The sequence below is a fragment of the Bartonella sp. HY038 genome (assembly GCF_014117425.1).
GTDB lineage: Bacteria > Pseudomonadota > Alphaproteobacteria > Rhizobiales > Rhizobiaceae > HY038.
Genome location: NZ_CP059725.1, coordinates 781,353 through 807,221, shown reverse-complemented (window position 1 = coordinate 807,221; position 25,869 = coordinate 781,353). Strand labels below are relative to the sequence as shown.

The window sequence follows — 25,869 nt, the reverse complement described above, 5'->3', positions numbered from 1 at the left end:
AAACTATGACATATTTAATTGCAAAAACAATCAAAACACATATCAATTAATCTAAACAATCCACGATATGACTTTAATCAACCAGCTCGCTTTTATCGACTATTATTTTAACCCTACAAGATAATTGTAAATAGATTCACGAATACTATCATAAGCAATATCACCAGCAAGACCAGTAAAATACTCGCTTGCTTTTGAAATACCACCCCTTAAACTATGATAATAAAGAACATAAGTTTTGTCCTTGTAGCCAATAACGGAAACAAAAAACAATGTTGGATGGTCGGGATTATTTTTATCGATAATCTTATATTGATAGGAGCGCGCCATAATGCCTGCCTCAGCAAAACCGGGAATAGAATTACGTCCAATAAATTCATATTTTACGTTTTCTGCAACATTATTTGCTTCGGCTGCGGGTGTTATTGCTGCATCATTTGAAGTTGCTTCGCCATTTTGCTCTGTACTATTAATTTGCCCCTTATTTACGCGCAATTGCGATGAGAGGTAAATTTCCGCAAAAATATCCGCTTGGCGCCGAAAACTTTCTTCGCTTTCAGGTTCACTGGCTTTATTAATCCATAGCAATAAATGGCTAAACATCTCGTCATTTTGCAATTTTTGAATAAGATGTACCTCGTAAGGTAATATCTTACGCTTAGAATTATCCACTACCAATGTAAAACCTTTAGGGTAGGTCAATACCAAGGTTTCTCCATCAAGGTCAACTGCCAAACTCTGCATTAAATCTTCGTCAATAGAGTTTGGCCTGCCATCAGCCATTAGGATATTTGACGCAAAATAAGAAACAACCTTGCGCAAACTAACAATTGATGCGCTTTGTTGCTGAACACTTCCAACTAGCGGTGTCGAGAAAAAATGGGCAATTAAAACATCGCCACGCGCATAGCAATAGCCAAATTCTGCCTTGGTTGGTACTTTTTTCTCACCTTTAAACTGTACACCAAAAAGTTCAGCTTCGGCTAACTTATCCTTAGCCACCGAGTGAAAAATAAAATACTCATCATTCTGCATCTGCCACTGGCATGTGCGTAAGGCAGCAGGTGCATAGCGTAGTTTATAGGAAAATATATTATCCTCAATTTCCACGCCGTCCAGGTTAAAAATAGCCTTACCAAGCGGAAGAACACGACCGATTTGCCCCTCCTCTACAACTTGATCCTCGTAAGGGTTAAGGGTTATTTGAGCACCTTTTGGCACAATCGTTTCAAAATTGAGCTTTGGGCTTTTAAAATCAAAAACCTTGCGCTCTAAACCAAAAATTTCGGTCTGCTGCGGTGACAACCGAAGGGTTTCAAACAAATGTTCGCTTTTTTGTGCAATTGCTGTTTGGGCCGCAAGACCTAGCCCTATAACTAATACTGCTTGAACGATAAAGCGCTTCGCTGCAAAAAAACTCTTAAACCTAGAATCAACCATTGTAATTGAGCCATGCCCCATCTAATTAAAAATATGAATTCCCTATAGGTGCAGGTTTTATGTTAAAACTGCCTTAACCGATCAGCATTTATATAAAAATAAATGCTAATATCCTACTTTTAGTCTTTAAAAGATAAAAACGCCTTCTTTATGATGACCGAAATCATAGAATTTTTAAAAAAAATTAACCGCAATTACAAAAGACTTTACTTCACCCCATAAAAAAGCGCCGGACGAGAACCTCAACCAGCGCTAAAACTATCAAAATAGTAAAATCTTAAACATCAAGATTTGCGACATTAAGGGCATTTTCTTGAATAAAATCGCGGCGCGGTTCTACCTCATCGCCCATCAAGCGTGAAAATAGTGAATCTGCTTCAGTCGCATCACTCACTTTAACTTGTAATAAAGTGCGTGCATCAGGATCAAGAGTTGTTTCCCATAATTGCTCGGCATTCATTTCACCAAGACCTTTATAGCGCTGCAATGAAAGCCCTTTGCGACCACTTGCAAAAATACTTTCAAGCAAATTATTAGCACTCGTAACAGTTTCAACCTTATCTTTACGCGAAAGCTTTGCAGGCTCGCCATAAACTTCATTTAATTGGCTTGAAAAACGATTAATCTGACGTGCATCAGCCGAGCCAATAAGCGCCATATCAACAAAGGCGACATCCTTAACACCGCGCAAGGTACGCTCAAAGCGCAAGCCACCATCATCCATAACATGGCCGCTCCAACCGCGCTCCATATCTTCAGCAATAAGATCAAGACGGCTTGCTACCTTATCGGCGGCAATTTGTGCAAGCTCATTATTGGCAACCGCATCAGGATTAAGAACCCCAGCAATGGCTGCTTGCTCAACAACAGAGCGGTCATAACGCGTATGTAAACCATTTAAATATTGACGCAATTGACGGGCTTCTTCAGCCAATTGACGCAAATCTTGGCCTCGGCGCACTTCACCGGAATGCAATTCCAATGAACATTCATCGAGTCCTGAATCAATCAAAAATTCTTCAAATGCTGACTCATTTTTGATGTATTGTGATGATTTACCGCGCGTTACCTTATAAAGCGGCGGCTGCGCGATATAGATATTACCACGTTCAATAAGTTCAGGCATCTGCCGGAAGAAAAACGTCAACAACAAAGTACGAATATGCGCACCATCAACGTCCGCATCGGTCATGATAATGATTTTGTGATAGCGTAATTTATCGGCGTTAAATTCGTCCTTGCCAATAGACGTACCAAGGGCAGTGATTAGCGTTCCAATCATATCTGATGACAACATACGGTCAAACCGTGCGCGTTCAACGTTCAAAATCTTACCACGCAATGGTAAAATAGCCTGATTTTTACGCGAACGACCGCTTTTAGCAGAACCACCAGCTGAGTCACCCTCAACAATGAAGATTTCAGATTTGGCTGGATCACGTTCTTGGCAATCGGCAAGTTTACCAGGCAGTGACGAAATATCGAGCGCACCTTTACGGCGGGTTAGCTCACGTGCTTTACGAGCAGCTTCACGCGCTGCCGCAGCCTCAACCACTTTACCGATTAATATTTTCGCTTCGGTTGGATGTTCTTCAAGCCAACTTGCCAAAGCTTCATTAACAAGGCTTTCAACAACAGGACGAACTTCTGACGAAACCAACTTATCCTTGGTTTGCGATGAAAACTTAGGATCTGGTACCTTAACCGACAAAACAGCCGTTAAGCCTTCGCGGCAATCATCACCAGTAAGCTGCACTTTTTCTCGTTTAGCAATGCCAGAACTTTCGGCATAGCCATTCACCTGACGGGTTAAAGCACCACGGAAACCAGCCAAATGGGTACCACCATCACGCTGAGGAATATTATTGGTAAAGCACAAAACCTTTTCGTGGTAAGAATTATTCCACCACATAGCAACTTCCACGGTCATACCGTCTTTTTCACTGCTAATATAAATTGGCTCGCTAATCAAAGGTGTTTTTGTCTGATCGATATACTTTACAAACTCAATCAAACCACCATCATAATGCAATTCCTCTTCACGATGATCCGCGTGTCGGCGGTCTGCAAGGAAAATACGTACACCTGAATTCAAAAATGCAAGTTCGCGCAACCGGCGCTCAAGCGTATCAAAATCAAACTCAACTTTGGTAAAAGTTTCAGTACTTGGTAAAAAAGTTACAGCCGTACCAGTAGCTTCTCCTGCGTCCCCTACAATTGCCAATGGCCCATCTGCAACGCCGTGGGTAAAGGTCATTTCATGAATTTTACCTGCACGCTTAATGCTTAGCTTCAAATAAACCGACAAAGCATTAACAACGGAAACACCAACACCATGCAAACCACCAGAAACCTTATAGGAATTTTGGTCAAATTTACCACCGGCATGCAATTGCGTCATAATAACTTCAGCAGCAGAAACACCTTCACCAGTGTGAATATCGGTTGGAATACCGCGTCCATTGTCGGTTACGGTACAAGAACCATCGGCGTTAAGCGTTACAGTCACCAAGTCTGCATAACCAGCCAAGGCCTCATCAATCGCATTATCAACAACTTCATACACCATATGGTGTAAACCCGAACCATCATCGGTATCACCAATATACATGCCGGGGCGTTTACGCACCGCATCAAGGCCTTTTAAAACCTTGATTGAATCCGCGCCATATTCGGCGTTATTCTCTGGCATTGTTGCGTCACTCATGAACTGATCCATTTTAAAAACCGCAGATTGGCACGTGTAGGTTTGCCAGCAAAACCCAAGATAAAACAATTACCTTTGCTATTTTTGCCGCACACCAAAAATGCAAGAGCTTCCCCTTGCAAATAAATACACTTTCCAAAAGCGTAAAGTTGAGGATTAAATATCAATCATTGAAACTTACGATCAATCACATATTTAAATCCGAATCGAGAAAATCTAATCTAATATATATAAGGCAAATGCGTTGATTTTCCAAATAAATGCCGGTCTTTTTACGTGGATATTACCTAAATTTTACAAAAAACATTAAATTAGCAGAGCAATATTTTTTTATACATTTTGAACTCGAGCAAAGATCGGTAAAAGCTTTAAAGAACATTCCCACCATACTTTCCAACTTTAGAAAAAGAGGAGGTAAAAATATTTATATCTTGCTTTTTGGAAAATAGAATTCCTCAGTACGAGGATCTACGTTGCGGTGATCTTCAAGCAAGATATGAACGCCGCAATTCAATAATGCAAGTTCCCGCAGGTGCCGCTCAAGCCTATCAAAATCAAAATCAACCTTAGTAAAAACTTCAGCGCTTGGCAAAAAACGAATTGTTATTCCAGTTTCATCCCCAGCATCGCCAACAACTGCCAATGGCGCATCCGCCACACCATTGTTGAAAGTCATTTCATGAATTTTACCAGCGCTCTTAATGCTTAGTTTTAAATAGGCAGATAACGCGTTAATGACATTAAAATTTAAACCACGCCAACGACCAGCTGACTCGTCAATACCATCGGTCTGTATATTGTGATCCGGCCTACGACCTGCATGCATTTGCGTCATAATAATCTCTGCTTTAGACACGCCTTGTCCCGCATCTATATCTGTAGGAATAGCACGACCGTTATCCGCAATGGTGCATGAACCATCGCCATTAAGCGTCACGGTCAATAAGTCAACATAACCAATAAAGGCTTCCTCCATTGCATTATCAACGACTTCGTAAATCATTTGATGCAGCCCCGAACCATCATGAATATCACCAATATACATGCTGGGGCGTCCACGTACAGCATCACCGGCATTTAAAAGCTTAATGGAATCTGCGGCATATTTGGTTTTATCGTTTGACATCGTGGCCTCACTCATGACCTGATAGAATATATGAGTTCAACTTGGCCTTATAAAACGAGCTTTAATTGCGTTAAATGCCAATTATAACCGCATCGCCTTTGGCTTATTTATTTAGCTGCGTATCGTTGCAAAACCTTTACACAAAAATACTGCCATAATCGTTAAAACGAAGATTATGGCAGTAAAGTATCCGCATAGACTATTTCTTGCGTTTCATGGCATCAAGGAGTGCTGCACCAAATGCGCCGCCGCTAGCATTTTCTTGCGGCTTAGCGCGATTTGCTTTAGCTTTGCCTTGGTTATTCGCATTAGCTTGACGTGGCGCAGCTTGGTGGCTTTGGCTATGATTATTACGCAATTGCGCAGCACCGCTACCTGGATTTTCTTTACGCATAGAAAGCGAAATACGCTTTCGTGGTGCATCCACTTCCAAAACCTTTACCTTAACAATATCGCCAGCCTTAACCACTTCATGAGGGTCTTTAACAAACCGATCGGCAATTTCAGAAATATGCACGAGGCCATCTTGATGCACGCCAATATCAACAAAAGCACCAAAGGCAGCGACATTGGTAACCGTACCTTCAAGCTCCATACCAACTTTTAAATCCTTGATATCTTCAATACCATCGGTAAAGCTTGCGGTTTTAAACTCTGGGCGCGGATCGCGTCCCGGTTTTTCTAGTTCTGACAAGATATCGCGAATAGTTGGCAAGCCAAAACGCCCTGACACAAACTCACGAGGATCAATATTTTTTAACGCTGCACTATCGCCCATAAGATCACGGACATCACGCCCACAAGATGCTACAATTTTACGTGCCACATCATAGGCTTCGGGATGCACGCTAGATGCATCAAGCGGTTCACTGCCATCACGAATACGCAAAAAACCGGCGCATTGTTCAAATGCTTTTGCACCAAGGCGCGCTACATCCAACAAGCCTTTGCGGCTTTTAAATGGGCCGTTTTGATCGCGGTGGGCAACGACCGCTTCCGCCAAGGATTTGCCAAGACCTGAAACCCGTGAAAGGAGTGGAGCTGATGCGGTATTTAGATCAACACCAACACCATTCACCGCATCTTCAACCACCCCATCAAGCGAATGCGCCAATTGGAATTGGTCAACATCATGCTGATACTGACCAACACCGATGGATTTTGGTTCAATTTTTACAAGCTCTGCCAATGGGTCTTGCAAACGCCGTGCGATAGAGACTGCACCGCGCAATGACACATCAAGCTCTGGGAATTCACGCGCAGCAAGTTCAGATGCGGAATAAACCGATGCACCAGCTTCTGACACAATAACCTTAATTGGCTTAGGCTCTGGTACATCTTTAAGAAGATCATTAACCAGCTTTTCTGTTTCGCGGCTTCCAGTACCGTTGCCTATAGCAATCAGTTCGACCTTATGACGCATAATCAATGCACCTAACACTGCTTTTGAACCAGTAATGTCATTACGCGGTTGGAAAGGATAAATAGTTGCCGTTTCAAGCAATTTGCCCGTTTTGTCAATAACGGCAACCTTAACGCCTGTACGGATACCCGGATCAAGCCCAATTGTGGTGCGCGAACCAGCAGGAGCTGCCAAAAGCAAATCTTTTAAATTACGGGCAAAAACATCAATCGCTTCTTGGTCTGCACGTTCACGCATTTCGCGCATAAGATCTAGCCCTAAGGATAGTGACAGTTTTACCCGCCAAGCCCAACCTGCAACATCCATCAGGAATAAATCACCCGGCAGATTTGAACCGATTTCATAGGCTTTTGCAATTAGTTTTTGCGCCGGCTTTATTGGTGCTGGATCATCAATATCAAGTTCTAAATCAAGAGCTAGAATATCTTCATTGCGGCCGCGCAACATCGCCAAGGCACGGTGACCTGGCACAGTTGCCCAGCGTTCACTATGGTCAAAATAATCGGCAAATTTTGCACCGTCATTCTGCTTACCATCAACAACACGGGCATGAAGAACACTATGATCTTTCATATATTGGCGTAAAATTCCTAATAGATCAGCATTTTCTGACATATTTTCCGCAATAATATCGCGCGCACCTTCAAGAGCAGATTTAGTATCTGCAACCTTATCATTAATATAGGACTTCGCTAAAACTTCTGGTGATTTATCGCGGTTATTAAAAATATCATCAACTAGGGGCGCCAAACCATTTTCGCGGGCAATTTGCGCCCTAGTGCGGCGTTTTGGCTTATAGGGCAGATAGACATCTTCAAGCTCTGATTTAGTGGTGATGGCAGCAATCTTATTGCGCAAATCATCCGTTAGCTTTCCTTGTGTTTCTATGCTTTGCAAAATAGTCGATCGGCGACTTTCAAGCTCTCGCAAATAGGTTAATCGCTCACCAAGCAAACGCAATTGCGTATCATCAAGGCCACCAGTTACTTCCTTACGATAACGCGCAATAAAGGGAATTGTTGCTCCTTCATCAATCAATGCAATAGCAGCATCCACTTGCTCACGGCGGGCATTAACTTCGGTGGAAATAATTTTAGCGATATCAAATACTTGACTCATAGCCGGGTTATTATTTTGCGAAACACTCATTGTCATCAAACACTAATTCACTTTTTAAATCTTATTTCGAAATTGTTTTTAACTTCTAATACCTTTTAACACTTAAGGAAAGCATTAGACTTGAATTTTTCGTTCATTGTTAAAAACCTACTCAATATCTTTTATCACTAATATGGCGCAATCGTGATCAAGAAAGCCATTTAAATTATCTCTCACTTCTTTTTAAACTGCCTTTTAAGCCCTATCTCTTTATTATAGTTACTAAGGATAGGCAGAATGAGCAAATTATTTCAACCCTTTAAATCTAATACATTAAACTTAAAAAACCACATTGTTATGGCGCCGCTTACACGTAATCGCTCGCCCAACAACATTGCTAATGAGTTAAACCGCATTTATTATAGCCAGCGCGCTAGTGCAGGTCTCATTATTTCTGAAGGCACTGCCATTAGCCAAGAAGGACAAGGTTATATTGATGTTCCCGGCCTTTACAGCAAAGAACAATTAGCTGGCTGGAAACAAGTAACCAGTGCAGTTCATGAAAAAGGTAGCAAGATATTTGCTCAAATTTGGCATGTTGGTCGCATTTCCCATACGAGCTTACAACCAAATGGCGGTGCACCTGTTGCCCCATCAGCAATTAAAGCCGATGCCCACACATATATACGCAATGATAAGGGTGAAGGAGAATTTGCGTCAACGTCTGAGCCGCGCGCGCTGCGTCTTGACGAGATTAGCCGTGTTATTGAAGACTATAAACGCGCAGCTAAAGGCGCGGTAGAAGAAGGCGGTTTTGACGGAGTAGAGATCCACGCCGCTAATGGTTATTTGCTTGATTCCTTCATGCGTGAAAATTCCAATAAGCGCAATGATGATTATGGTGGATCTATCGAAAACCGCATCCGCCTAACTTTGGAAGTTGTTGAAGCGGTTATTAGCGAAATTGGCGCCCATCGCACCGCTATTCGCATCTCGCCGGTAACCCCGGTTAACGATGCTCATGATAATGATCCGCAGCCATTATTTGATGCGCTGATTGATGAATTAGCCGCTTATGACCTTGCCTATATTCATATTATCGAAGGAGCAACAGGGGCAGACCGTAATTATCAAGAGGCTCCGTATCCCTTTGACTATCATCGTTTACGCCAACATTATCGCGATGCAGGGGGTAAAGCTGCGTGGATTGCCAATAATGGCTATGATCGCGCCATGGCGGAAAAAGCCATTGATAGCGGCTATGCTGATCTCGTCGCCTTTGGCCGACCTTTCATTGCTAATCCTGACTTTGTTGAACGATTAAAGCAAAATGGGCCATTTAATGAGTTAAAAGCCGACAAGCTTTATGGCCAAGGAGTAGAAGGCTATACCGACTATCCAACTCTCGATAAGGCTTAAGAATTAAAAAATCGCATAAATAAAAGGCATTTTCAATTTTTTAAAAAATGAAAATGCCTTTTAAATCTTAAACGACAGGTAGAAAATTACCCAGTTATATCAATTATACCGCAATCACCTGCTTGTGAACCAAAAGCCAGTCTTTCGCCCCTTTTATCCCAAGCCAATGAGCTGATAGCCCCTTGCCCTGGGCGACGTAACAATGCTTCCTTTTGGTCAGCAAAACGCACAAAAAGCACCATGCCATCTTCATAGCCAACGGCCACCATTTCTTCAGTTGGATGACAAGCAACACATGTCACCAATATATTGGCTCTCGTGCCAAGCTCTAATGGGGCTTTACCCATTGGACCATCCTTGCCTAAAAACGGCCAAACTACGGCCGCAGGCGCACCGGACGTTGCAAGGTAACGCCCCTTACTACTCCATGACCAGCTTTTAACCTTAGCAGGATAGCCAGACATGCGTAAATGTTGATTGTCAGCAAGCCGCCAACCATGCAAGGCATTTTCCTGCATCGCCGTGACGAGAAAGCGCCCATCGGGTGAAAAATTCACCATTGTATGGGCGCCTTTCCATTCAAGCGACACGGGTTTGCTTTCCGTACCAAGCCAATGCAATGTAACACCATTATAATGAGCAAGCGCCAGACGAAGACCTTTTGGCGCAAAAGCCAAATCTTCAATGCTGCGCTCATGGGGCATTTCTTGACTTTTGCCCTGTACATTACCATAGGCGACGCGCCCAGTACCATAAGCAAAGGCATCATCAGGACCAATTGCCACGGCTGTAAGCCATTTATTACCAATTTTTTCCAATTCAATAACGGAAAAATCGGCATTCACCTTACATAAACGGCCATCCTCACCGCCAGTAAGCACAAAACGACCGTTTTCGGCAATTTTGGCGCTAGCAATACCATTGCCGATCTCAATTTGCTTTTCGCCTTCGCCTAAATGATGCAGAACACCATCAGCCGAAATAAAAAATGGCTTATCATCAAGAAAGCCAGCTAACAGGCAATGGCTTTGAATATCAATTGGAGCTATTGTCGGCATAAAACCTCTCACGCACAGGCTTCAAAGCCAGATTTTAATTTTTCAGCGTCCAATTGGCGACCGATAAAGACAAGACGGCTTTCACGTTTCTCACCGTCTTTCCATGGCCGTTGATGATCGCCTTCAATAATCATATGAACCCCTTGCACCACATAACGGTCTTCATCACCTTTAAAAGCAATGATACCTTTAAGGCGCAAAATATTTGGCCCTTGGGCTTGCGTTACATTTTGCAACCATGGGAAAAATTTTGCTGGATCAAGTTCCCCACTACGCAGTGACACCGATTGCACGGTAACGTCATGAATGGCCGCACCATGCTCATGATGGTGACCGTGATCGTGTTGATGGCTATGCTCATGGCTGTGGCTATGATCGTGATTATGCTCATGGCTGTGGTCATGGCCGCAATCGGGGCCGCAAATGTGACCTTCTTCACCATGCTCTAAGAAGTAAGGATCATTATCGAGGGCGCGCTTTAAATCAAATGCGCCACGGTCGAGCACCTTAGCAAGATCAATTGAGGCACGCTCGGTGCGGTGAATGACAGCAGTTGGATTAATAGCCCTAATTGTTGCTTCAACCGATGCAAGCTCGTCAGCATTAACAAGATCAGTCTTATTTAATAAGACAATATCAGCAAAAGCGATTTGATCTTCAGCTTCACGGCTATCCTTAAGGCGAAGCGGCAAGTGCTTGGCATCAACCAATGCGACAACCGCATCAAGCATGGTTTTAGAACGAACATCTTCATCCATAAAGAATGTTTGCGCGACAGGAACGGGATCAGCAAGACCAGTGGTCTCAACCAAAATAGCATCAAAACGACCAGGCCGCCGCATTAAGCCTTCTACAACGCGGATAAGATCACCGCGAACAGTGCAGCAAATGCAGCCATTATTCATTTCATAAATTTCTTCGTCTGATTCCACAATGAGATCATTATCAATGCCGATTTCACCAAATTCATTGACAATCACCGCATAGCGTTTGCCATGATTTTCACTCAAAATCCGATTGAGCAATGTGGTCTTTCCTGATCCAAGATAGCCGGTTAAAACGGTTACCGGAATTTTCTTGATTTCACTTACTGCCTCGCTCATGGCTTAAACCTCTTTTTAAAAAGACAAGATATGGTATGATATAAGCGTGTTTTGTTTAAATTGAAATAGTATAACAAATTTCATTTGTAATTTTTGTAGAAGATAGCTCACAAACATAATTGCGGATTTTTTAATCATCCAGCAATGACTATGTCGATTGAGGAAAGAGCTCATCAATTTTTTGAAAGTGCTCGGTATCAAAACGATGAACATCTTCAAGCAAACTAATAAAGCCTTTTGCCGCATGATCTAAAATTGCTTTTCCAACCGCTGCACTGGCACGGCTTGCGTCACCTGCAGCCCCTTCGCAGTTAAGATCCTGCATTAACCAACCAAAGCTATGGCGACCATAAGCACGCAAATAGCTAAAATCGCAATGACAACGTGCTTGAAAATTGCTAAAATTCTTAGCCTTTTCCATTACAACCAAATGCGGTGCGATATGAAGCATAACCGATGTTTCAATAAAACCAGCATGAATATCAAGCGCTTTTTCACCTTCACTCATAAGTCCAATTGGCAAACCAAAGCGCGTCCAACTGGTTGTAACGCAAAGCATCGGATAGCGCGCGCGCAGTTCTGTCGCAACAATAGTCATTAGAGGCGAGTTTCCGCCATGAGCATTCAGCAACACAAATTTATCAGTACCTTTTTTAAATTGTTCCTCACCAATTTTGATCCAACGTGCCACTGCTTCATCAAAGCTAAGTGTCTTGGTACCACTTACCCGCTTATGTTCAATAGAATAACCAATTGGTTCAACATTTAAAAAACTGACATTAAGATGGAGAGGTAAAATAGCCGCAACATGATCAACAACAGCCTGCGCAATCAATGCATCGGTTTCAAAAGGCAAATGGGGACCATGAGCCTCATAGGCACCAAGAGGCAGAACTGCAATGTGCGATGTTTGATCAATATTATTACATAACGTTTCCATAAGCCTATCTGTCATCGTAATCTATTCATTGTCAAATATTATTCAATATTTTGACAATTACGCCAAACAATATTGTATGATACCGATCATTGGCAAAGCTATAAGGCTTAGATATTGCAAACTAAACACACCATAAATAAGCGAGCAAAACTTTCTTATGATAAAAATAACTATATCAAAGAGCTTGATCTTTCAGAATCAGGCAAAGTTATCCTTGTAGAACTATGATGGAATTGCAAAAAAACAATTGAAAACATTAAGCATTATAGCCGATATTCAAACTTGAATTAGTACAGCTTTGATAAAATAAATAAACCCTAGCACAAGCGTTCACAATTAGTTTGCTTAAAAATCCACCTTTTATGTTGAAATTTTAATATAACCTCCTAATTTACTAAAATAGACATTGATAATATCTACCAAGTTTGGAATAATAGATTATTATTATATTTGCATGTATTAATAATAAAGTTTAAGAATGCAAAATTGCCACTATCAATGAATAGTCACTTAAAACACGAGCACCTTAATTGCATTATGTTTGGTATATAATTTTGTGAATAAGGTGCTTTTTTAGCGAGCCCAATAATGCCTGACAGACAAGGTCTTTTAAAAAAACTTCAAACAACATCACGTTTTTTGCGCACTGCTTTAGCGCAAGAACTGCAAAAGGAAGGCCTTTACCCTGGGCAAGATAATGTTTTGCTAGCCCTTTCATTGAAAGGTGAATTGACACTTGGACAGCTTGCTCATGAACTAGATGTCCGCCCACCAACAATCACAAAAACAATTTTACGTCTAGCCAATCAAGGCTTTGTTGAAAAAAACACGTCAACGGAAGATCAACGCCAAAGCTTTGTTTCCCTCACGTCAAAAGGGTTAAATATCGTCAATAGGTTACAAACTCATCTTAACGCTATAGAAAAGACGGCATTAAATAATGTTAGCAATGATGAGATTACTATTTTAACTGAATTATTGCAGCGCATTGAACGTAATTTGGCATAAGAATTTTCATTAAACCTACATTTACAGTAAAATTCTTGCAACTAGAAATACTAGATATGTTTGCCAATATGATTGGAATGGCAAACAAGCTTTGATTAGGGTCAGGGCCCACTAATTTAAATGAAATGGCACAATAAACAGCAAAAATATACATTTTTAATATACATGGAAACAAGCGGAAAGTGGATGGTATACCCATTTAAGCTTTAAGGCACAGTAGATTACGGCTGTTTTTATATCCTTTCAGGATATGTTCAATTTTAACGCTAATTTGTTAAAGAGCCTTGAAGATATTCATATTTCCGGCTAGCTGTTCTCACATTTAATATTTGCGTTCTCACAAAAATTTCCTCGTACCTTTTCATTTAAATTAATGGATCCTGCCCCTAAAGCAATCATAACCATTCAATTTTGAGACACAGCCACTTAAAGCCAATTCCTCAATAAAGCACAAAACCAAACTTATCATCTCACTAAAATAAAATCATAACCAATATAATGATAGGTTTGAAATTTTTTCATAGCTGATATTTTAAGCCCAATTTCTTTACATTAATTTGCCTGAGAAGTTATTGTGAAATGACACTGAAGCGTTTCTTAATGTGATTGCCTTTTTCTGCTTCATCAATCATTGCAATGGCATAATCGGCATAGCTGATTTCACTTTTACCATTATTATCAACGATAAACTCTTCACCACCTTCTTGATATTTTCCAGTGCGAACACCGTCCGCAATGAAGTCAGCAGCAGGACTTAAAAACGTCCAATTGATATCATGACGTTTTTTAAGCGCATCAAGCGCTGTCGCCATAGAAAGCGCTAGAGGCTTATATTCTTCAGGAAAGTTTGGGCTATCGACCAAACGTGTCGTATGACTTTTATCCAAATAAAGGCTCCCTGCTCCACCAACAATTAGCAAACGATTGGCGTGACCAGCCAAGATATCAGTAAGATGTGCAAGCGAAGTTTGATATTGGTCTAATGTATCGGGGGTAAAAACGCCAAATGCATCAATAATAACATCAAAATCAGCCAAATCTTGGTAGTTCAAGTCAAATAGATCCTTGATAAAAGTTTTTGCACGCGGATCAGCGGCATTGCCTTTGCGGATAATCGCTGTGACATCATGGCCGCGATCGAGAGCTTCTTTAGTTATTAATTGACCTGCACGGCCATTGGCCGCAATAATTGCTATTTTCATGATAATTACTCCTTATTTTGCAAACCATAACATGATAGGCGCTATTGTAAAGTAGGCACCTTTTTGTTATATAGGTTACTAAAAGATACTAATGTTGAATAATCGAGTATTAAGGGTATAAAATGCTTAAGCTACCACCATGTCCTGTTGAAATTACCTTGCTTGTTATAGGCAATCGTTGGAAACCATTGATTATTCGCGACTTGCTTAATGGCACCAAACGATTTGGCGAATTGCGCAAAAGCATTGGCGATATTTCGCAAAAAGTGCTAACAGCCAATTTGCGTGAATTGGAAGAGCAAGGCATAGTCACGAGACAAATTTTTGCGCAAGTGCCGCCACGGGTTGATTATAGCTTAACCAAACGCGGTAAAACGCTTGAACCCATATTAAGCGCTATGGCAAATTGGGGCGAAGATCACCGTCAAACATTAGCAATAGCATAAAGATTTAAATTGTTTTCAAGCTATTTGGGATATAAAATGTCCATCTATCCAGTATAATTTGATATGTTTGTTTTAATATCACCACAAATACCACCATCGGCAGTTCTTACATCAATGATGACTTTTACATAATTCACTATAGCAATAAGATAACATATTGTAATAATACGGGTAAAATCTGGATTTAATTGGGTTTTGGTTGATATCTAGTGATATTCAAAATAACCATAGTCTGTGATCAAGATGGAAAACCTATATGCCTATTATTGTCAGAAGGTGAGAGGAGTGATTAAAAAGGTGCTGCTCTTTTACTACCTATTTTGCCTGATGCGCAAAAACTCATTGCGGACAAAGGTTACAATACTAAATAAAATTGAGAACTTTTTTGCAAAACTTAAAATTTAGTGACATATCGCTACAAGATACAACAGATGTGCTCATATCTTTTTCTCAGCAATATATATCGCTGCAGCTGTCATCTTTTATTACAATTAATGAGTCCTGCCTCTAAAATAATTAAGCATATAATACTGGTAAAATAAGCTTTTATAACTAGATAATTTTTTGTCCTGCAGTTGAACCAGAGCGAAGACTAAACACCGCTTCAATATGAATAAGAACCGCACATTTAGGTGCTTTCATTCCTCTTTCATCTGCATAGATCTTTGCTTGCTCCCATATTTCACCATCATCAATAATTTGCGCACTACCAATAAAGCGATAGCCATCCAAGGCTTCCCTATCAATAACTGCAACCGCTATTTTTGAACCATCAATCAAATTTTGCAATGTTTGACCGCCCGTATTTTCATTATAAATTAGAGTATTATCATCAAATACACGCAATGATCGCTTAGGACCAATATCTGGTATTCCCATTTTGCTCGTTGTAGCTTGAATTGGCAATTGCTTGGCCAATAAACTTTTCATGTCATCATTAAGCATGGATATCCTATCCTTATATTTAAATTATCTATCTACTCTCACTGCAACAAACTTTCTAAACTTGAACATTTTAGCAATATGCGCACGCATAACACCAAGGTGACGATCAAGCCTAATGGGGCGAGCAATGGGGACAATCCTGCTCGGCCTTAAGCATATGCTCTGCCATATGATAAACATTTAACGCAACCTTTGCCGCATCCTGCTTAAGTTGTATAATATGATCCTTGTCGATTTGATGTCTTACCAAATGATCTACCAAAGCTATTAATGAAAATTTTAGATGCTGAACACAAGCCAGCCGTAAATTTGGAAAAGTATCAACCGCAGAAGCTATATCAAGAAGTTGATGATAGGCTTTGTAATAATAATAATCAGCTTCTAACCGATTATTACGCCACATTTCTAAAGCTGCTAAATTATGACAAGAAATATTGTAAAGCATAGGTGCAGTATCGCACCCCTCACCGGCTATGGCTGCATGAAATAATATTTCTGCTTCACCAAATGCTTGGCTATAAAAATGCACTGCCTGCTCTATCTCGCCATGCTTAAAAGCTTCATTGGCCAATTTTGTATAATTTTGCCAATCTTGGTCGCCGCCATTAATTACACGCAGCCCATCAGCCCCCGTGTTTTTGCACTCTTGTTTGGAATTTTCCTTAATATTATCAGTATAGAACCCCATAATTTCATCTCTTTAATTGATTGTCATTAAAATTGGGAAATATTTTATCCACCACAACGGCCTTTCTTCCCGAAATTACCTCTGCCCTTTGCAATCCTTTTGTTTTAAATGAATAATGATATCCACCTTATCTAGGTAAAATCCATCGGGGATATCCGGCTGGCCAACAAGTGAAAGTGTAGGTACCGCAAGTGGCAAAATGGCATCACTATCACTGCAATAAAAAAAGCGGTGGCCATCAACATTGGTATCGAAATAAGTCTTATCACCGGTGATGCTATATTTGCGCAAAAGACCAACGCTCGCAAATAAGTTAAGACAATTATAGACGGTTGCAAGTGAGATAAACAGCCGCCCATCGGTCACTTCACGATATAGCTCATCAGGGGTAACTCGCCTATTTTTTTCGCGAAAAAGACAATGGGCAACGATGAGCCTTGGTCGCGTTGGGCGCACATCGACCGACCGCAGCATGTTCGCAATTGCTTGTTTTTGTTTGGAGGTTATGACTTGCTGAGAGAGCAAACCTTTTCTTATTTCTTCAGGAATATATAACATTGGATGCCAAACCATTCATTTCATAAATTCATATAAAAGGAGCTTGCTTTTGATCCCAAAGGCACAAATGAAACATTTGAAATCAGCTTCATTTTATTTTTGGCAATATTGCAAATGATTTGCAATAGCAATAATGATTTTTTACAGATTTTCTATACGCCGTAAAAAATGGGGTTTCATTGTCATTTATTACTCAAGGTATGGATTTGATAATTTGAACGTAGTAATATGCTGATAATAGCAATAATGGGATGATAATTATTGCTAAACCTAAAAGAGCTTCAAAAACGAATTCAATGAAGATGAGTTATAATTCACCCATAAATATAGCAACAATCTTGGGCACTGCACTTTGAATATTGTTGGTATCTATTTAGCTAATTTAAGTAAGACCGCGACCCATTGGCACCTGCTTCATAAAACTACAAGCATAAAACTAAAAGTTTTAAAAAAACGCGGCTAGCATCAGTCTCACAACCCATTATGCCATACAATCATCGCTAAAAATTTAGCATCGCCAAAAATTTAGCTAAAAAAGCGATAATGACCCGTTTGGGGAAACTCTAACAAGCGGTCTTCCTCTTGTGTGCCACGGCCGATATTATGAATGACCAAAGGAATACCATTAGCATTTTTTCTGTTTGATATAATAACGATATGCGGCAGCTTTTCATTGACCATTTGAGTGACAATATCGCCTGCTTGCAAATTAGCCATATCAAGCTTTGAATGAATACGCGCGTTTTTTCTTGCAAAAAATGTTTGTAAATTAGGCACGCGGCGGTGGTCAATATTGCGATCGGTCGTCTTTAAACCCCAAATTTTAGGATATTGTCCAAAATTACCTGCCATATCTTCATGCACATGCTTTTGTAAATCATATTGAAAAGCATCACGATAAGCCCTAATCACCACATCGGTGCAAACGCCGATGCTACGGTCAATATCACCATTGGGAAAGGATATTTTTTGGTAAGCTCCACTATAAAACCTTGTAACACCAATTTGCGCGCGCGCCGCATCTATCAGCATTAATGCACGCCGCTCATTTTGTTGTGGATTAGCCTTTACACTATTACCCAACAAAAAGAGTGGTACAAAACTTAATCCCAAACCAACCCGCAAGCCAAATGATAATAAATCACGGCGTTTCAAAGTCATATATTTATCTTTCAGTTTACAAGATTCATATTAGGCAATGTACTTGCTACTTTTGAAACATTTGCAAAAAACTTATCCGCAATTTTTCGCGCAACACCTGCCAAAAGAGCGGAACCCAATTTGGCAATTTTCCCTTCAGCTGACCCATACATCACATAGCTCAATATGGTACCATCACCATCAGCCACAAGGCTAACGTCAGTTTTGCCAGTTGCAAGACCTGATACAGACCCCTCGCCTTCGCCAGCAATTGTATAAGAATAGGGTGGATTTAAATTAGACAAAATTAACCGCCCGTGAAAGCGCAATTTAATTAGGCTTAAATGAACCACGATCGTTGCCTCAATCAAATGTTCAGATATCCGCTCTAATTTTTCACAACCAGGAATACAATCAATTAGTAAAGTTGTATCATTCAACGTACGCCAAACCGCGTCAGGGCTAGCTGCAATGTGCTCTTCACCTCGTATTTCCATGCAAATCCACAATCTTTTCTAAATAATATCAAAATTGTGTTTATTACGGAAAACTGGCACAAAAATGTCATTTATCTTTTAATCGATTACTATAAACTATTTTATCGCGACATTTACTGATAGAGTTTCAACAAAAATTTTATTTAATTGTTTTAACAATAAATCCTATGAACGGGAGTGGATAATATGGCACGTGATGCAGCTCAGTTTGACAAAGCATTGACCGCATTAAAAGCATACGCAGAAAATGACGCGTCCTTTGATATACGCGCCTCATTTCAAAATGATCCGCAACGTTTCGAAAAATTCTCGCTCAATTTTGAAGACCTATTATTTGACTATTCAAAAACTGCATTAAGCCAAAAAGCCCTTTGCCTGCTTGATGACCTTGCCCATGCGGCAGATATTGTTGGCCACCGTAATGCCATGTATCGCGGCGACCAGATCAATATTACAGAAAAGCGCGCGGTCCTTCACATTGCACTGCGCATGCCAGAAGACAGCGAAATTATCCTGGGCGATAAAAATATTGTTGAAGATGTCCATGACGTATTAAATCATATGGCTAAATTTTCAACAGCAGTGCGCGATGGCGATATTAATGGCACCGGTGGCAAAGCCTTTACTGATATTGTCAATATCGGCATTGGTGGCTCTGACCTTGGGCCACGTATGGCAACGGCCGCGTTAAAACCTTATCATGATGGCCCAAGATGTCATTTTGTCTCCAATGTGGATGGCGCAAATATTGCTGATGTCTTAAAACCGCTTGATCCTGCGGCAACATTAATCATCATATCGTCCAAAACCTTTACCACGGCTGAAACCATGACCAATGCCCGCGTGGCACGGCAATGGATTTGCAACGCCCTTGGCGAAGAAGCGGTTGCCAAGCATTTTGCAGCGGTATCAACTGCCCTTGATAAAGTATCAGAATTTGGCATTGACCATGAGCGAACCTTTGGTTTTTGGAACTGGGTTGGCGGTCGCTATTCCATTTGGTCGGCCATTGGCCTTTCGTTAATGCTAGCAATTGGCGCCCAACAATTTAAAAAATTCCTTGCTGGTGCCCATGCCATGGATATGCATTTTAAAGATGCTCCGCTTAATACCAATTTGCCAATGATGCTTGGTTTGGTTGGCTATTGGCATCGTGTTATTTGTAATTATCCTGCACGTGCTATCATTCCCTATGAAGAGCGTTTACAGCGTTTCCCAGCCTATTTGCAACAGCTTGACATGGAATCAAATGGCAAACATATCGACCTTAACGGTAAGCCGGTAACCACACCAACTGGTCCTCAGGTTTGGGGCGAACCTGGCACAAATGCCCAGCATGCATTTTTCCAGCTTTTACATCAGGGCACAGATATTATTCCGATTGAATTTATCGTTGCAGTGAATGGCCATGAGCCAAAACTACAACGCCAGCATGATATGCTGCTTGCCAATTGCTTGGCGCAATCAGAAGCCTTAATGGTTGGCAAAAATGAAAAATCTGTTTGTGACGAGCTTGAACAGCAAGGCATGAGCAAAAATGATGCGAAAAACCTTTGCCCACATAAGGAATTTGACGGCAACCGCCCTACACTAACCTTGATGCAAGATTTGCTCACCCCTTACGCCCTTGGCCGCTTAATCGCTTTATACGAACATCGGGTTTTTGTTGAAGGCGTGTTAATGAATATTAATTCCTTTGACCAATGGGGAGTTGAATTGGGCAAAGCCATGGCAACTGAATTATTGCCCATGATAAGCGGCGAGAAAAAAGCAGAAAATCGCGACAGCTCTACCCTTGGACTTTTGGCGCATATTAAGGCCAAACGCAATAAATAAACTAAAGGAAACAAGCGTTGCACTGTAAAAATGCAGCGCTGATTAACCTAAATGGATTAAACACGCTATGTGTTTAAAAAATGATTTTGGATGTATTTTGGTAATGATATGCCTATTTTAAAAGCTAAAAAAATTCGTGGCCTACTATTTGACAAGGATGGTACATTAATCGACTTTGAAAAGACATGGTTTGCTATCGCCTATGAGCAAGCCTTAATGGCAGCCAATGGCAATGATGATAAAGCGTGCTACCTTTTAGAATTAGGTGGTTATGATTTTACAACAGAACGTTTTAAGGGCGACAGTCCAATGGCATCTGGTTCATTGCTTGACCTTGTCAAATTATGGCATCCTGAACTTGACGGCATAGCACTTGATAATAAAGTGCTTGAATACCGCAATCATGGAGCAGAAAGATCTATGCTCTATGTCTGCGAAATTGATGGTATTAGCCAAAGTTTAAAAGCACTAAAACAACAAGGTTATATCCTTGGCATTGCCACGAATGATTCTGAATTAAGTGCAAAAAAATGCGTCGAAAAATTTGGCTGGCAAGAATATTTTAGCGAAATTATCGGTTGGGACTCAGTTGAAAATGCTAAGCCGGCAGGCGATCAAATTATGCTTTTTAGCAAAACAACGCGACTTAATCTTGATGAAATTGCCATGATTGGCGACAATAATCACGACATAAGCGCCGCACGCAACGCCAATGCAGGTCTTGCAATTGGCGTATTATCCGGCACTGGCAGCAAAGAGCAGTTGCAAAACAATTGTGACTTATTATTTCCATCGGTGGTGGAATTATCCCATTGGCTGATAAACACCATAGATCACAACTAAAGCAAGTTTTACAGATTAAAAGGAAATTTTATAATGAGACTATGGAGCATAAAATCTTATTTTATCATTATATGCCTTTGTCTGTTTAGCTTAAGTGCAACGGCTTTTGCACAAGTCAACAAGCCACAAATTGAAAAAAGCTTTCAGCAATGGCTAGAAAATGATTTTTGGCCCATTGCTAAAGCCAATGGTATCAGCCGCCAAACCTTTGATAGCGCGTTGAAGAATGTTAAAATCAATTGGAAACTGCCTAATCTTGTTATACCGGGCGCTGCACCTAAGCCGCAAAAGCCACAAACTCAGGCAGAATTTTCCTCCCCTGCCCGCTATTTTGATGAGCAAAAAATTAAAATTATTGTCAATGGTGGTAAGAAACGTAAAAGCCAATATGGGCAATTATTATCACAAATTAAGACACGCTATGGCGTGCCAGAAAATATTATACTTGCAATTTGGGGAAGAGAAACAGCCTATGGCAGTGTAAAAATTCCCTACGATGCTTTTGAGGTTTTAGCAACCAAAGCCTTTATGGCAACCCGTAAAGAGATGTTTCAAAGTGAGTTGTTAAGCGCACTTATTATTGTTGAAAAAAATTATATAAATGCCAATGAATTAAAAAGCTCTTGGGCGGGTGCTTTAGGACAACCACAATTCATGCCAAGTTCCTATTTGAAACATGCGGTTGATTTTGATGGTGATGGCCATCGCGATATTTGGCAAAGCGTTCCTGATAGCCTTGCATCCATTGCCAATTATCTAAAGCTGGAAGGTTGGGATAGTAAATTTAACTGGGGGTATGAGGTGATTTTGCCGCAAAGCGTTTCTTGCGCATTGGAAGGGCCAGACATGCGAAAAAGCCTTGCTGAGTGGCAGCAACTTGGCGTCAAGCGTGCCGATAGGCGCAATTTTTCAAATACGGATCTAAAAACGCCAGCTTCTTTATTAATGCCAGCGGGTCGCTTTGGGCCTGCCTTTTTGGTGACACCCAATTTCTATGTCATTAAAAGCTATAATATGAGCGATCTTTATGCCGTTTATATTGGCCATGTCGCTGATGGCATTGGTGGCACGTCGCAATTTTTCGCAAAATGGCAAAATGTTGATGTTACGCTGCGCTCTGATGTTTTAAAAATCCAACAATATTTGCAAAAACAAGGCTATGACATCGGCAAGGCTGATGGTTTGGCAGGATTTAAAACACGCCGCTCCATAGGTGAATGGCAGCAAAAAAACGGCTTAGCTGCAGATTGCTATCCAAGCCAAAAGACATTGAAAGCTCTTTAATTAAAGGCAACAATCCATTTCAGCCATAGTGCAAGGAAATCCGATAATGGCGACACCAAAAGGCTCAAAAACTGTAGTTTATGCGGCGCTTGCTGGTAATTTCTTTATAGCGATGACCAAATTTTTTGCGGCCTTTTTTACTGGCTCGTCAGCGATGATGTCCGAAGGCGTACACTCACTTACCGATACTGGCAATGAATTATTATTGCTTTATGGCTTAAAGCGCGCCGCCCTCACTGCCGACCGCACCCATCCTTTTGGTTATGGCAGAGAGCTATATTTTTGGAGTTTCATTGTAGCTCTATTGGTTTTTGCGCTTGGCGCCGGTGTTTCCTTTTATCAAGGCATTATCCATGTCTTAAACCCTGAACCAATACGCGATGTTTTTGTGAACTATATTGTTATTGGTGCTTCTATTATTTTTGAAGGGGCATCATGGTTTGTTGCTCTACGCGCCTTTCGCATGCAAAAAGGGCAGCTCGGCTATTTTGCGGCAGTAAGGCAATCAAAGGATCCTACGGTTTTTTCAGTGTTGTTTGAAGATAGCGCAGCCTTACTAGGTCTATTTATAGCGGGTATAGGAATTACCGCAAGTGTTGTAACCCATAATCCTATTTATGATGGCATAGCTTCTATGGGCATCGGTTTAGTATTGGCTTTAACAGCCATATTTTTAGCACGAGAATGTAAGGGGCTTTTAGTGGGTGAGCAGGCATTGCCTGAAATGCAAGCAACAATTATCAATATTGCTTCAAAAGATAAAGACGTGCAAAAGGTCAACGGCGTTTTAACAGCACAACTTGGATCACATCAGATTCTTGTTAATCTAAGTCTTGAATTTGAAGATCATTTGACCGCACCGGAAATTGAAAATTGTGTTGAGCGATTGGAAGTTGAACTAAAACAAGCCATTCCTGAAATAGTGCGATTTTTTGTGAAACCACAAACGGCTGGTGCGTGGAAAAAACAAGAAGATAATATGAATGCCGCAGAAATTGCCAATAATAGTTAAAAGCGGTTTATTATTTTGCATAATATAATAATTGGGTTAATCACTGAAAGAAGCAAAGTTTTCATCCATTTTTGTTCTATTATAATCTAACAACCAACCATTAAAATCTTGGTAAAGTCTAACTAAACTTTGTTTTTGGGCAGCAATTACATCCATTCCTCGATCATCATAGGGATGAATTAAAATAGCATTTTTGCGATCATAAATGTAAAGATCTGCAAGTAATATTGGCTTAAATCCCATTTCTGCACTTACAGGAAACCATAAAAATCCATCTATATCTTCCAGACTTTTTAATTTAACCGCATACCAATAGCAGCATAAACTATCATCATCATTGTTAAATCCATCAGGCATTTCAACGATGCCTAAATTTATAAAATCGTCTGCCTTAATATTTAGATAATCCAACATAGTTTCAAAAAATCGCTGTTTATTGAATGATCTTCGCTTTTCATCGATAATGCGAAAAACAGCATAGATTTCATCTATCTGCATCTCTAAAATATGATTACAAATCGCTCTTGCGCGATCAAATGCAGATACCATCCGCTTTATTCTATTTTCACCAATACCCAGTTCAAATCTTAAAGCATGGGGAAAATTGTAAAAAGCTCCAAAAGGAATGTTTTTAACACCCAAGGGTGCAATAAAATCCTGAAATTTTTCTTTCATGGCAATTATGCTACCCTGTATGGCAGTAATTAAGTAAAAAATCTGCCCCAAGGTTTAATCTCGTTGGGGCAGAATATTTTTATAAAAAATTACAAAATGAAGCGCGATAAATCAGTATTGGCAGCAAGGTCACCAACTGACTTTTTCACATAATCAGCGTCAATGGTAAGACTAGTATTGGCGCGATCTGGGGCTGCAAAGGAAATTTCATCCAAAACACGTTCCATAACCGTTTGCAAACGCCTTGCACCAATATTCTCGATCGTAGAATTTAGATCGACAGCAATATCGGCCAAAGCATCAATACCATCTTCGGCAAATTCTAACGTTACGCCTTCAGTTTTCATCAAAGCTATATATTGCTTGATAAGGCTAGCCTCTGGCTCGGTCAAAATTGCACGGAAATCCTCACGGGTTAGCGCATTTAATTCAACACGAATAGGCAAACGCCCCTGCAATTCTGGCAATAGATCCGATGGCTTAGAAATATGGAACGCACCCGATGCAATAAATAAAATATGATCAGTTTTAACTTGCCCATGCTTAGTTGAAACGGTTGTTCCTTCAATCAATGGCAAAAGATCACGTTGCACGCCTTCACGCGGCGTATTAGTAGACGAAGAGTTCTTTACGGCAATTTTGTCTATCTCATCGATAAACACAATGCCTTCATTTTCTGTAAGGCGTAATGCTTCCTGAACGACTTGTTCTTCATCCAATAATTTATCTGACTCATCGGTCATTAATGGTTTGAAAGATTCCTCAACAGTCATTTTTCGGGTTTTGGTACGACCACCCATTTTGCCAAAAATGTCAGCAATATTCATTACCCCCATTTGGGCACCGGGCATACCCGGAATATCAAAAGTTGGCGCACCAGAATTGCTATTATCGCTTACTTCAACTTCAATCTCGCGGTCATTAAGCTCGCCTTCGCGCAATTTTTTGCGGAATGAATCGCGCGTTGAAGGACTTGCAGTTTTACCAACCAGCGCATCAAGAACGCGTTCCTCAGCATTAACTTCGGCTTTAGCGCGAACTTCTTCGCGCTTTTTTTCACGTACAAGATTAATTGCTACTTCAACAAGATCACGGATAATTTGCTCAACATCACGGCCCACAAAACCAATTTCAGTAAATTTGGTTGCTTCAACTTTTACAAAAGGTGCACCAGCAAGACGCGCCAAACGGCGTGAAATTTCGGTTTTACCAACGCCTGTCGGTCCAATCATTAAGATGTTTTTTGGCATAACTTCTTCGCGCATTGGGCTTTCCAATTGCAAACGGCGCCAACGGTTACGAAGAGCAATAGCAACGGCACGCTTTGCGTCCTTTTGACCAATAATATAGCGATCAAGTTCCGATACGATTTCACGGGGAGAAAAATTATTACTCATTAATAATACTTTCAGCTTTTATAA

At 40.7% G+C, this 25,869-nt stretch carries 22 protein-coding genes; 7 read left to right on the top strand and 15 right to left on the bottom strand.

The genetic code is table 11. The features are described 5' to 3' along the window. Positions 1-102: 102 nt before the first annotated feature. From H3299_RS03340 to H3299_RS03325, 4 genes are all read right to left on the bottom strand, one after another. The gene (locus tag H3299_RS03340) at positions 103-1,440 is read right to left on the bottom strand and encodes a hypothetical protein (protein WP_182418906.1); all 1,338 of its coding nucleotides are present in this window, start codon (positions 1,438-1,440) and stop codon (positions 103-105) included. A 277-nt stretch (positions 1,441-1,717) separates the two neighbouring features. Continuing rightward, positions 1,718-4,132, bottom strand: a complete 2,415-nt coding sequence (gyrB, locus tag H3299_RS03335) for a DNA topoisomerase (ATP-hydrolyzing) subunit B (protein ID WP_371739829.1) — start codon at positions 4,130-4,132, stop codon at positions 1,718-1,720. 439 nt (positions 4,133-4,571) lie between these two features. Continuing rightward, the gene (locus H3299_RS03330; RefSeq protein ID WP_246708128.1) at positions 4,572-5,273 is read right to left on the bottom strand and encodes an ATP-binding protein; all 702 of its coding nucleotides are present in this window, start codon (positions 5,271-5,273) and stop codon (positions 4,572-4,574) included. Positions 5,274-5,472: 199 nt separating this feature from the next. Next, the gene (locus tag H3299_RS03325; protein WP_182419620.1) at positions 5,473-7,815 is read right to left on the bottom strand and encodes a Tex family protein; all 2,343 of its coding nucleotides are present in this window, start codon (positions 7,813-7,815) and stop codon (positions 5,473-5,475) included. A gap of 276 nt (positions 7,816-8,091) precedes the next feature. On the opposite strand from H3299_RS03325, the gene H3299_RS03320 reads away from it, so the two are divergent. After that, entirely contained in the window at positions 8,092-9,213 is a 1,122-nt protein-coding gene (locus tag H3299_RS03320; RefSeq protein ID WP_182418903.1) for an alkene reductase, read from the top strand. Between the two features lie 86 nt (positions 9,214-9,299). Here the strand turns inward: H3299_RS03320 and H3299_RS03315 are convergent, their stop codons facing one another. The 3 genes from H3299_RS03315 to H3299_RS03305 form a co-directional block, all read right to left on the bottom strand. Then, positions 9,300-10,271 carry a WD40 repeat domain-containing protein gene (locus tag H3299_RS03315; RefSeq protein WP_182418902.1) on the bottom strand — a complete coding sequence of 324 codons (972 nt, stop codon included), beginning with the start codon at positions 10,269-10,271 and terminating at the stop codon, positions 9,300-9,302. Between the two features lie 8 nt (positions 10,272-10,279). Beyond that, complete coding sequence (locus H3299_RS03310; protein ID WP_182418901.1) at positions 10,280-11,374, bottom strand: GTP-binding protein; 1,095 nt, start codon at positions 11,372-11,374, stop codon at positions 10,280-10,282. A gap of 148 nt (positions 11,375-11,522) precedes the next feature. Continuing rightward, positions 11,523-12,314, bottom strand: a complete 792-nt coding sequence (locus tag H3299_RS03305) for a creatininase family protein (RefSeq protein ID WP_182418900.1) — start codon at positions 12,312-12,314, stop codon at positions 11,523-11,525. Between the two features lie 588 nt (positions 12,315-12,902). Here H3299_RS03305 and H3299_RS03300 point away from each other — a divergent pair. Beyond that, a complete protein-coding gene (locus tag H3299_RS03300) occupies positions 12,903-13,322 on the top strand; it encodes a MarR family winged helix-turn-helix transcriptional regulator (protein ID WP_182418899.1) in 420 nt (139 codons plus the stop codon). Positions 13,323-13,891: 569 nt separating this feature from the next. On the opposite strand, the gene H3299_RS03295 is transcribed toward H3299_RS03300, so the two are convergent. Further along, the gene (locus H3299_RS03295; protein ID WP_182418898.1) at positions 13,892-14,524 is read right to left on the bottom strand and encodes an NAD(P)-dependent oxidoreductase; all 633 of its coding nucleotides are present in this window, start codon (positions 14,522-14,524) and stop codon (positions 13,892-13,894) included. Between the two features lie 122 nt (positions 14,525-14,646). Between H3299_RS03295 and H3299_RS03290 the strand changes: the two genes are divergently transcribed. Continuing rightward, complete coding sequence (locus tag H3299_RS03290; RefSeq protein ID WP_182418897.1) at positions 14,647-14,970, top strand: helix-turn-helix domain-containing protein; 324 nt, start codon at positions 14,647-14,649, stop codon at positions 14,968-14,970. Positions 14,971-15,522: 552 nt separating this feature from the next. On the opposite strand, the gene H3299_RS03285 is transcribed toward H3299_RS03290, so the two are convergent. The 5 genes from H3299_RS03285 to H3299_RS03265 all read right to left on the bottom strand — a co-directional run bounded on the left by H3299_RS03285 (position 15,523) and on the right by H3299_RS03265 (position 18,798). Further along, positions 15,523-15,915: a pyridoxamine 5'-phosphate oxidase family protein gene (locus H3299_RS03285; RefSeq protein WP_246708127.1), complete on the bottom strand. Its 393-nt coding sequence runs from the start codon at positions 15,913-15,915 to the stop codon at positions 15,523-15,525. 112 nt (positions 15,916-16,027) lie between these two features. Then, the gene (locus H3299_RS03280; RefSeq protein ID WP_182418896.1) at positions 16,028-16,603 is read right to left on the bottom strand and encodes a DUF2753 family protein; all 576 of its coding nucleotides are present in this window, start codon (positions 16,601-16,603) and stop codon (positions 16,028-16,030) included. Between the two features lie 75 nt (positions 16,604-16,678). Further along, entirely contained in the window at positions 16,679-17,077 is a 399-nt protein-coding gene (locus H3299_RS03275; protein ID WP_182418895.1) for a Fur family transcriptional regulator, read from the bottom strand. Positions 17,078-17,686: 609 nt separating this feature from the next. Beyond that, the gene (locus tag H3299_RS03270; protein WP_210276132.1) at positions 17,687-18,322 is read right to left on the bottom strand and encodes a DUF1287 domain-containing protein; all 636 of its coding nucleotides are present in this window, start codon (positions 18,320-18,322) and stop codon (positions 17,687-17,689) included. Between the two features lie 11 nt (positions 18,323-18,333). Then, the gene (locus H3299_RS03265) at positions 18,334-18,798 is read right to left on the bottom strand and encodes a CoxG family protein (protein ID WP_182418894.1); all 465 of its coding nucleotides are present in this window, start codon (positions 18,796-18,798) and stop codon (positions 18,334-18,336) included. Positions 18,799-18,984: 186 nt separating this feature from the next. Between H3299_RS03265 and pgi the strand changes: the two genes are divergently transcribed. The 4 genes from pgi (at position 18,985) to H3299_RS03245 (ending at position 23,773) form a co-directional block, all read left to right on the top strand. Continuing rightward, complete coding sequence (gene pgi, locus H3299_RS03260) at positions 18,985-20,634, top strand: glucose-6-phosphate isomerase (protein WP_182418893.1); 1,650 nt, start codon at positions 18,985-18,987, stop codon at positions 20,632-20,634. A gap of 90 nt (positions 20,635-20,724) precedes the next feature. Beyond that, the gene (locus tag H3299_RS03255) at positions 20,725-21,477 is read left to right on the top strand and encodes an HAD family hydrolase (protein ID WP_182418892.1); all 753 of its coding nucleotides are present in this window, start codon (positions 20,725-20,727) and stop codon (positions 21,475-21,477) included. A gap of 33 nt (positions 21,478-21,510) precedes the next feature. Beyond that, a complete protein-coding gene (locus H3299_RS03250; protein WP_182418891.1) occupies positions 21,511-22,761 on the top strand; it encodes a lytic murein transglycosylase in 1,251 nt (416 codons plus the stop codon). Between the two features lie 46 nt (positions 22,762-22,807). Beyond that, positions 22,808-23,773 (top strand): cation diffusion facilitator family transporter, encoded by a 966-nt coding sequence (locus H3299_RS03245; protein ID WP_182418890.1) that lies wholly within the window; start codon positions 22,808-22,810, stop codon positions 23,771-23,773. 36 nt (positions 23,774-23,809) lie between these two features. Here H3299_RS03245 and H3299_RS03240 read toward each other — a convergent pair whose 3' ends face one another. After that, positions 23,810-24,448: a DUF3885 domain-containing protein gene (locus tag H3299_RS03240; RefSeq protein WP_182418889.1), complete on the bottom strand. Its 639-nt coding sequence runs from the start codon at positions 24,446-24,448 to the stop codon at positions 23,810-23,812. Positions 24,449-24,537: 89 nt separating this feature from the next. Then, positions 24,538-25,845, bottom strand: a complete 1,308-nt coding sequence (gene hslU, locus H3299_RS03235; protein ID WP_182418888.1) for an ATP-dependent protease ATPase subunit HslU — start codon at positions 25,843-25,845, stop codon at positions 24,538-24,540. Between the last annotated feature and the right edge of the window lie 24 nt (positions 25,846-25,869).

Coding starts and splice junctions, on each gene's coding strand:
- H3299_RS03305 (WP_182418900.1), bottom strand. CDS start 12,314: ATGGAAACGTTATGTAATAATATTGATCAAACATCGCACATTGCAGTT.
- H3299_RS03290 (WP_182418897.1), top strand. CDS start 14,647: ATGCTTAAGCTACCACCATGTCCTGTTGAAATTACCTTGCTTGTTATA.
- H3299_RS03250 (WP_182418891.1), top strand. CDS start 21,511: ATGAGACTATGGAGCATAAAATCTTATTTTATCATTATATGCCTTTGT.
- hslU (WP_182418888.1), bottom strand. CDS start 25,845: ATGAGTAATAATTTTTCTCCCCGTGAAATCGTATCGGAACTTGATCGC.
- H3299_RS03275 (WP_182418895.1), bottom strand. CDS start 17,077: ATGCTGCGGTCGGTCGATGTGCGCCCAACGCGACCAAGGCTCATCGTT.
- gyrB (WP_371739829.1), bottom strand. CDS start 4,132: ATGCCAGAGAATAACGCCGAATATGGCGCGGATTCAATCAAGGTTTTA.
- H3299_RS03270 (WP_210276132.1), bottom strand. CDS start 18,322: ATGACTTTGAAACGCCGTGATTTATTATCATTTGGCTTGCGGGTTGGT.
- H3299_RS03340 (WP_182418906.1), bottom strand. CDS start 1,440: ATGGTTGATTCTAGGTTTAAGAGTTTTTTTGCAGCGAAGCGCTTTATC.
- H3299_RS03295 (WP_182418898.1), bottom strand. CDS start 14,524: ATGAAAATAGCAATTATTGCGGCCAATGGCCGTGCAGGTCAATTAATA.
- H3299_RS03255 (WP_182418892.1), top strand. CDS start 20,725: ATGTATTTTGGTAATGATATGCCTATTTTAAAAGCTAAAAAAATTCGT.
- H3299_RS03315 (WP_182418902.1), bottom strand. CDS start 10,271: ATGCCGACAATAGCTCCAATTGATATTCAAAGCCATTGCCTGTTAGCT.
- H3299_RS03320 (WP_182418903.1), top strand. CDS start 8,092: ATGAGCAAATTATTTCAACCCTTTAAATCTAATACATTAAACTTAAAA.
- H3299_RS03240 (WP_182418889.1), bottom strand. CDS start 24,448: ATGAAAGAAAAATTTCAGGATTTTATTGCACCCTTGGGTGTTAAAAAC.
- H3299_RS03300 (WP_182418899.1), top strand. CDS start 12,903: ATGCCTGACAGACAAGGTCTTTTAAAAAAACTTCAAACAACATCACGT.
- H3299_RS03265 (WP_182418894.1), bottom strand. CDS start 18,798: ATGGAAATACGAGGTGAAGAGCACATTGCAGCTAGCCCTGACGCGGTT.
- pgi (WP_182418893.1), top strand. CDS start 18,985: ATGGCACGTGATGCAGCTCAGTTTGACAAAGCATTGACCGCATTAAAA.
- H3299_RS03245 (WP_182418890.1), top strand. CDS start 22,808: ATGGCGACACCAAAAGGCTCAAAAACTGTAGTTTATGCGGCGCTTGCT.
- H3299_RS03310 (WP_182418901.1), bottom strand. CDS start 11,374: ATGAGCGAGGCAGTAAGTGAAATCAAGAAAATTCCGGTAACCGTTTTA.
- H3299_RS03325 (WP_182419620.1), bottom strand. CDS start 7,815: ATGAGTCAAGTATTTGATATCGCTAAAATTATTTCCACCGAAGTTAAT.
- H3299_RS03280 (WP_182418896.1), bottom strand. CDS start 16,603: ATGGGGTTCTATACTGATAATATTAAGGAAAATTCCAAACAAGAGTGC.
- H3299_RS03330 (WP_246708128.1), bottom strand. CDS start 5,273: ATGTCAAACGATAAAACCAAATATGCCGCAGATTCCATTAAGCTTTTA.
- H3299_RS03285 (WP_246708127.1), bottom strand. CDS start 15,915: ATGCTTAATGATGACATGAAAAGTTTATTGGCCAAGCAATTGCCAATT.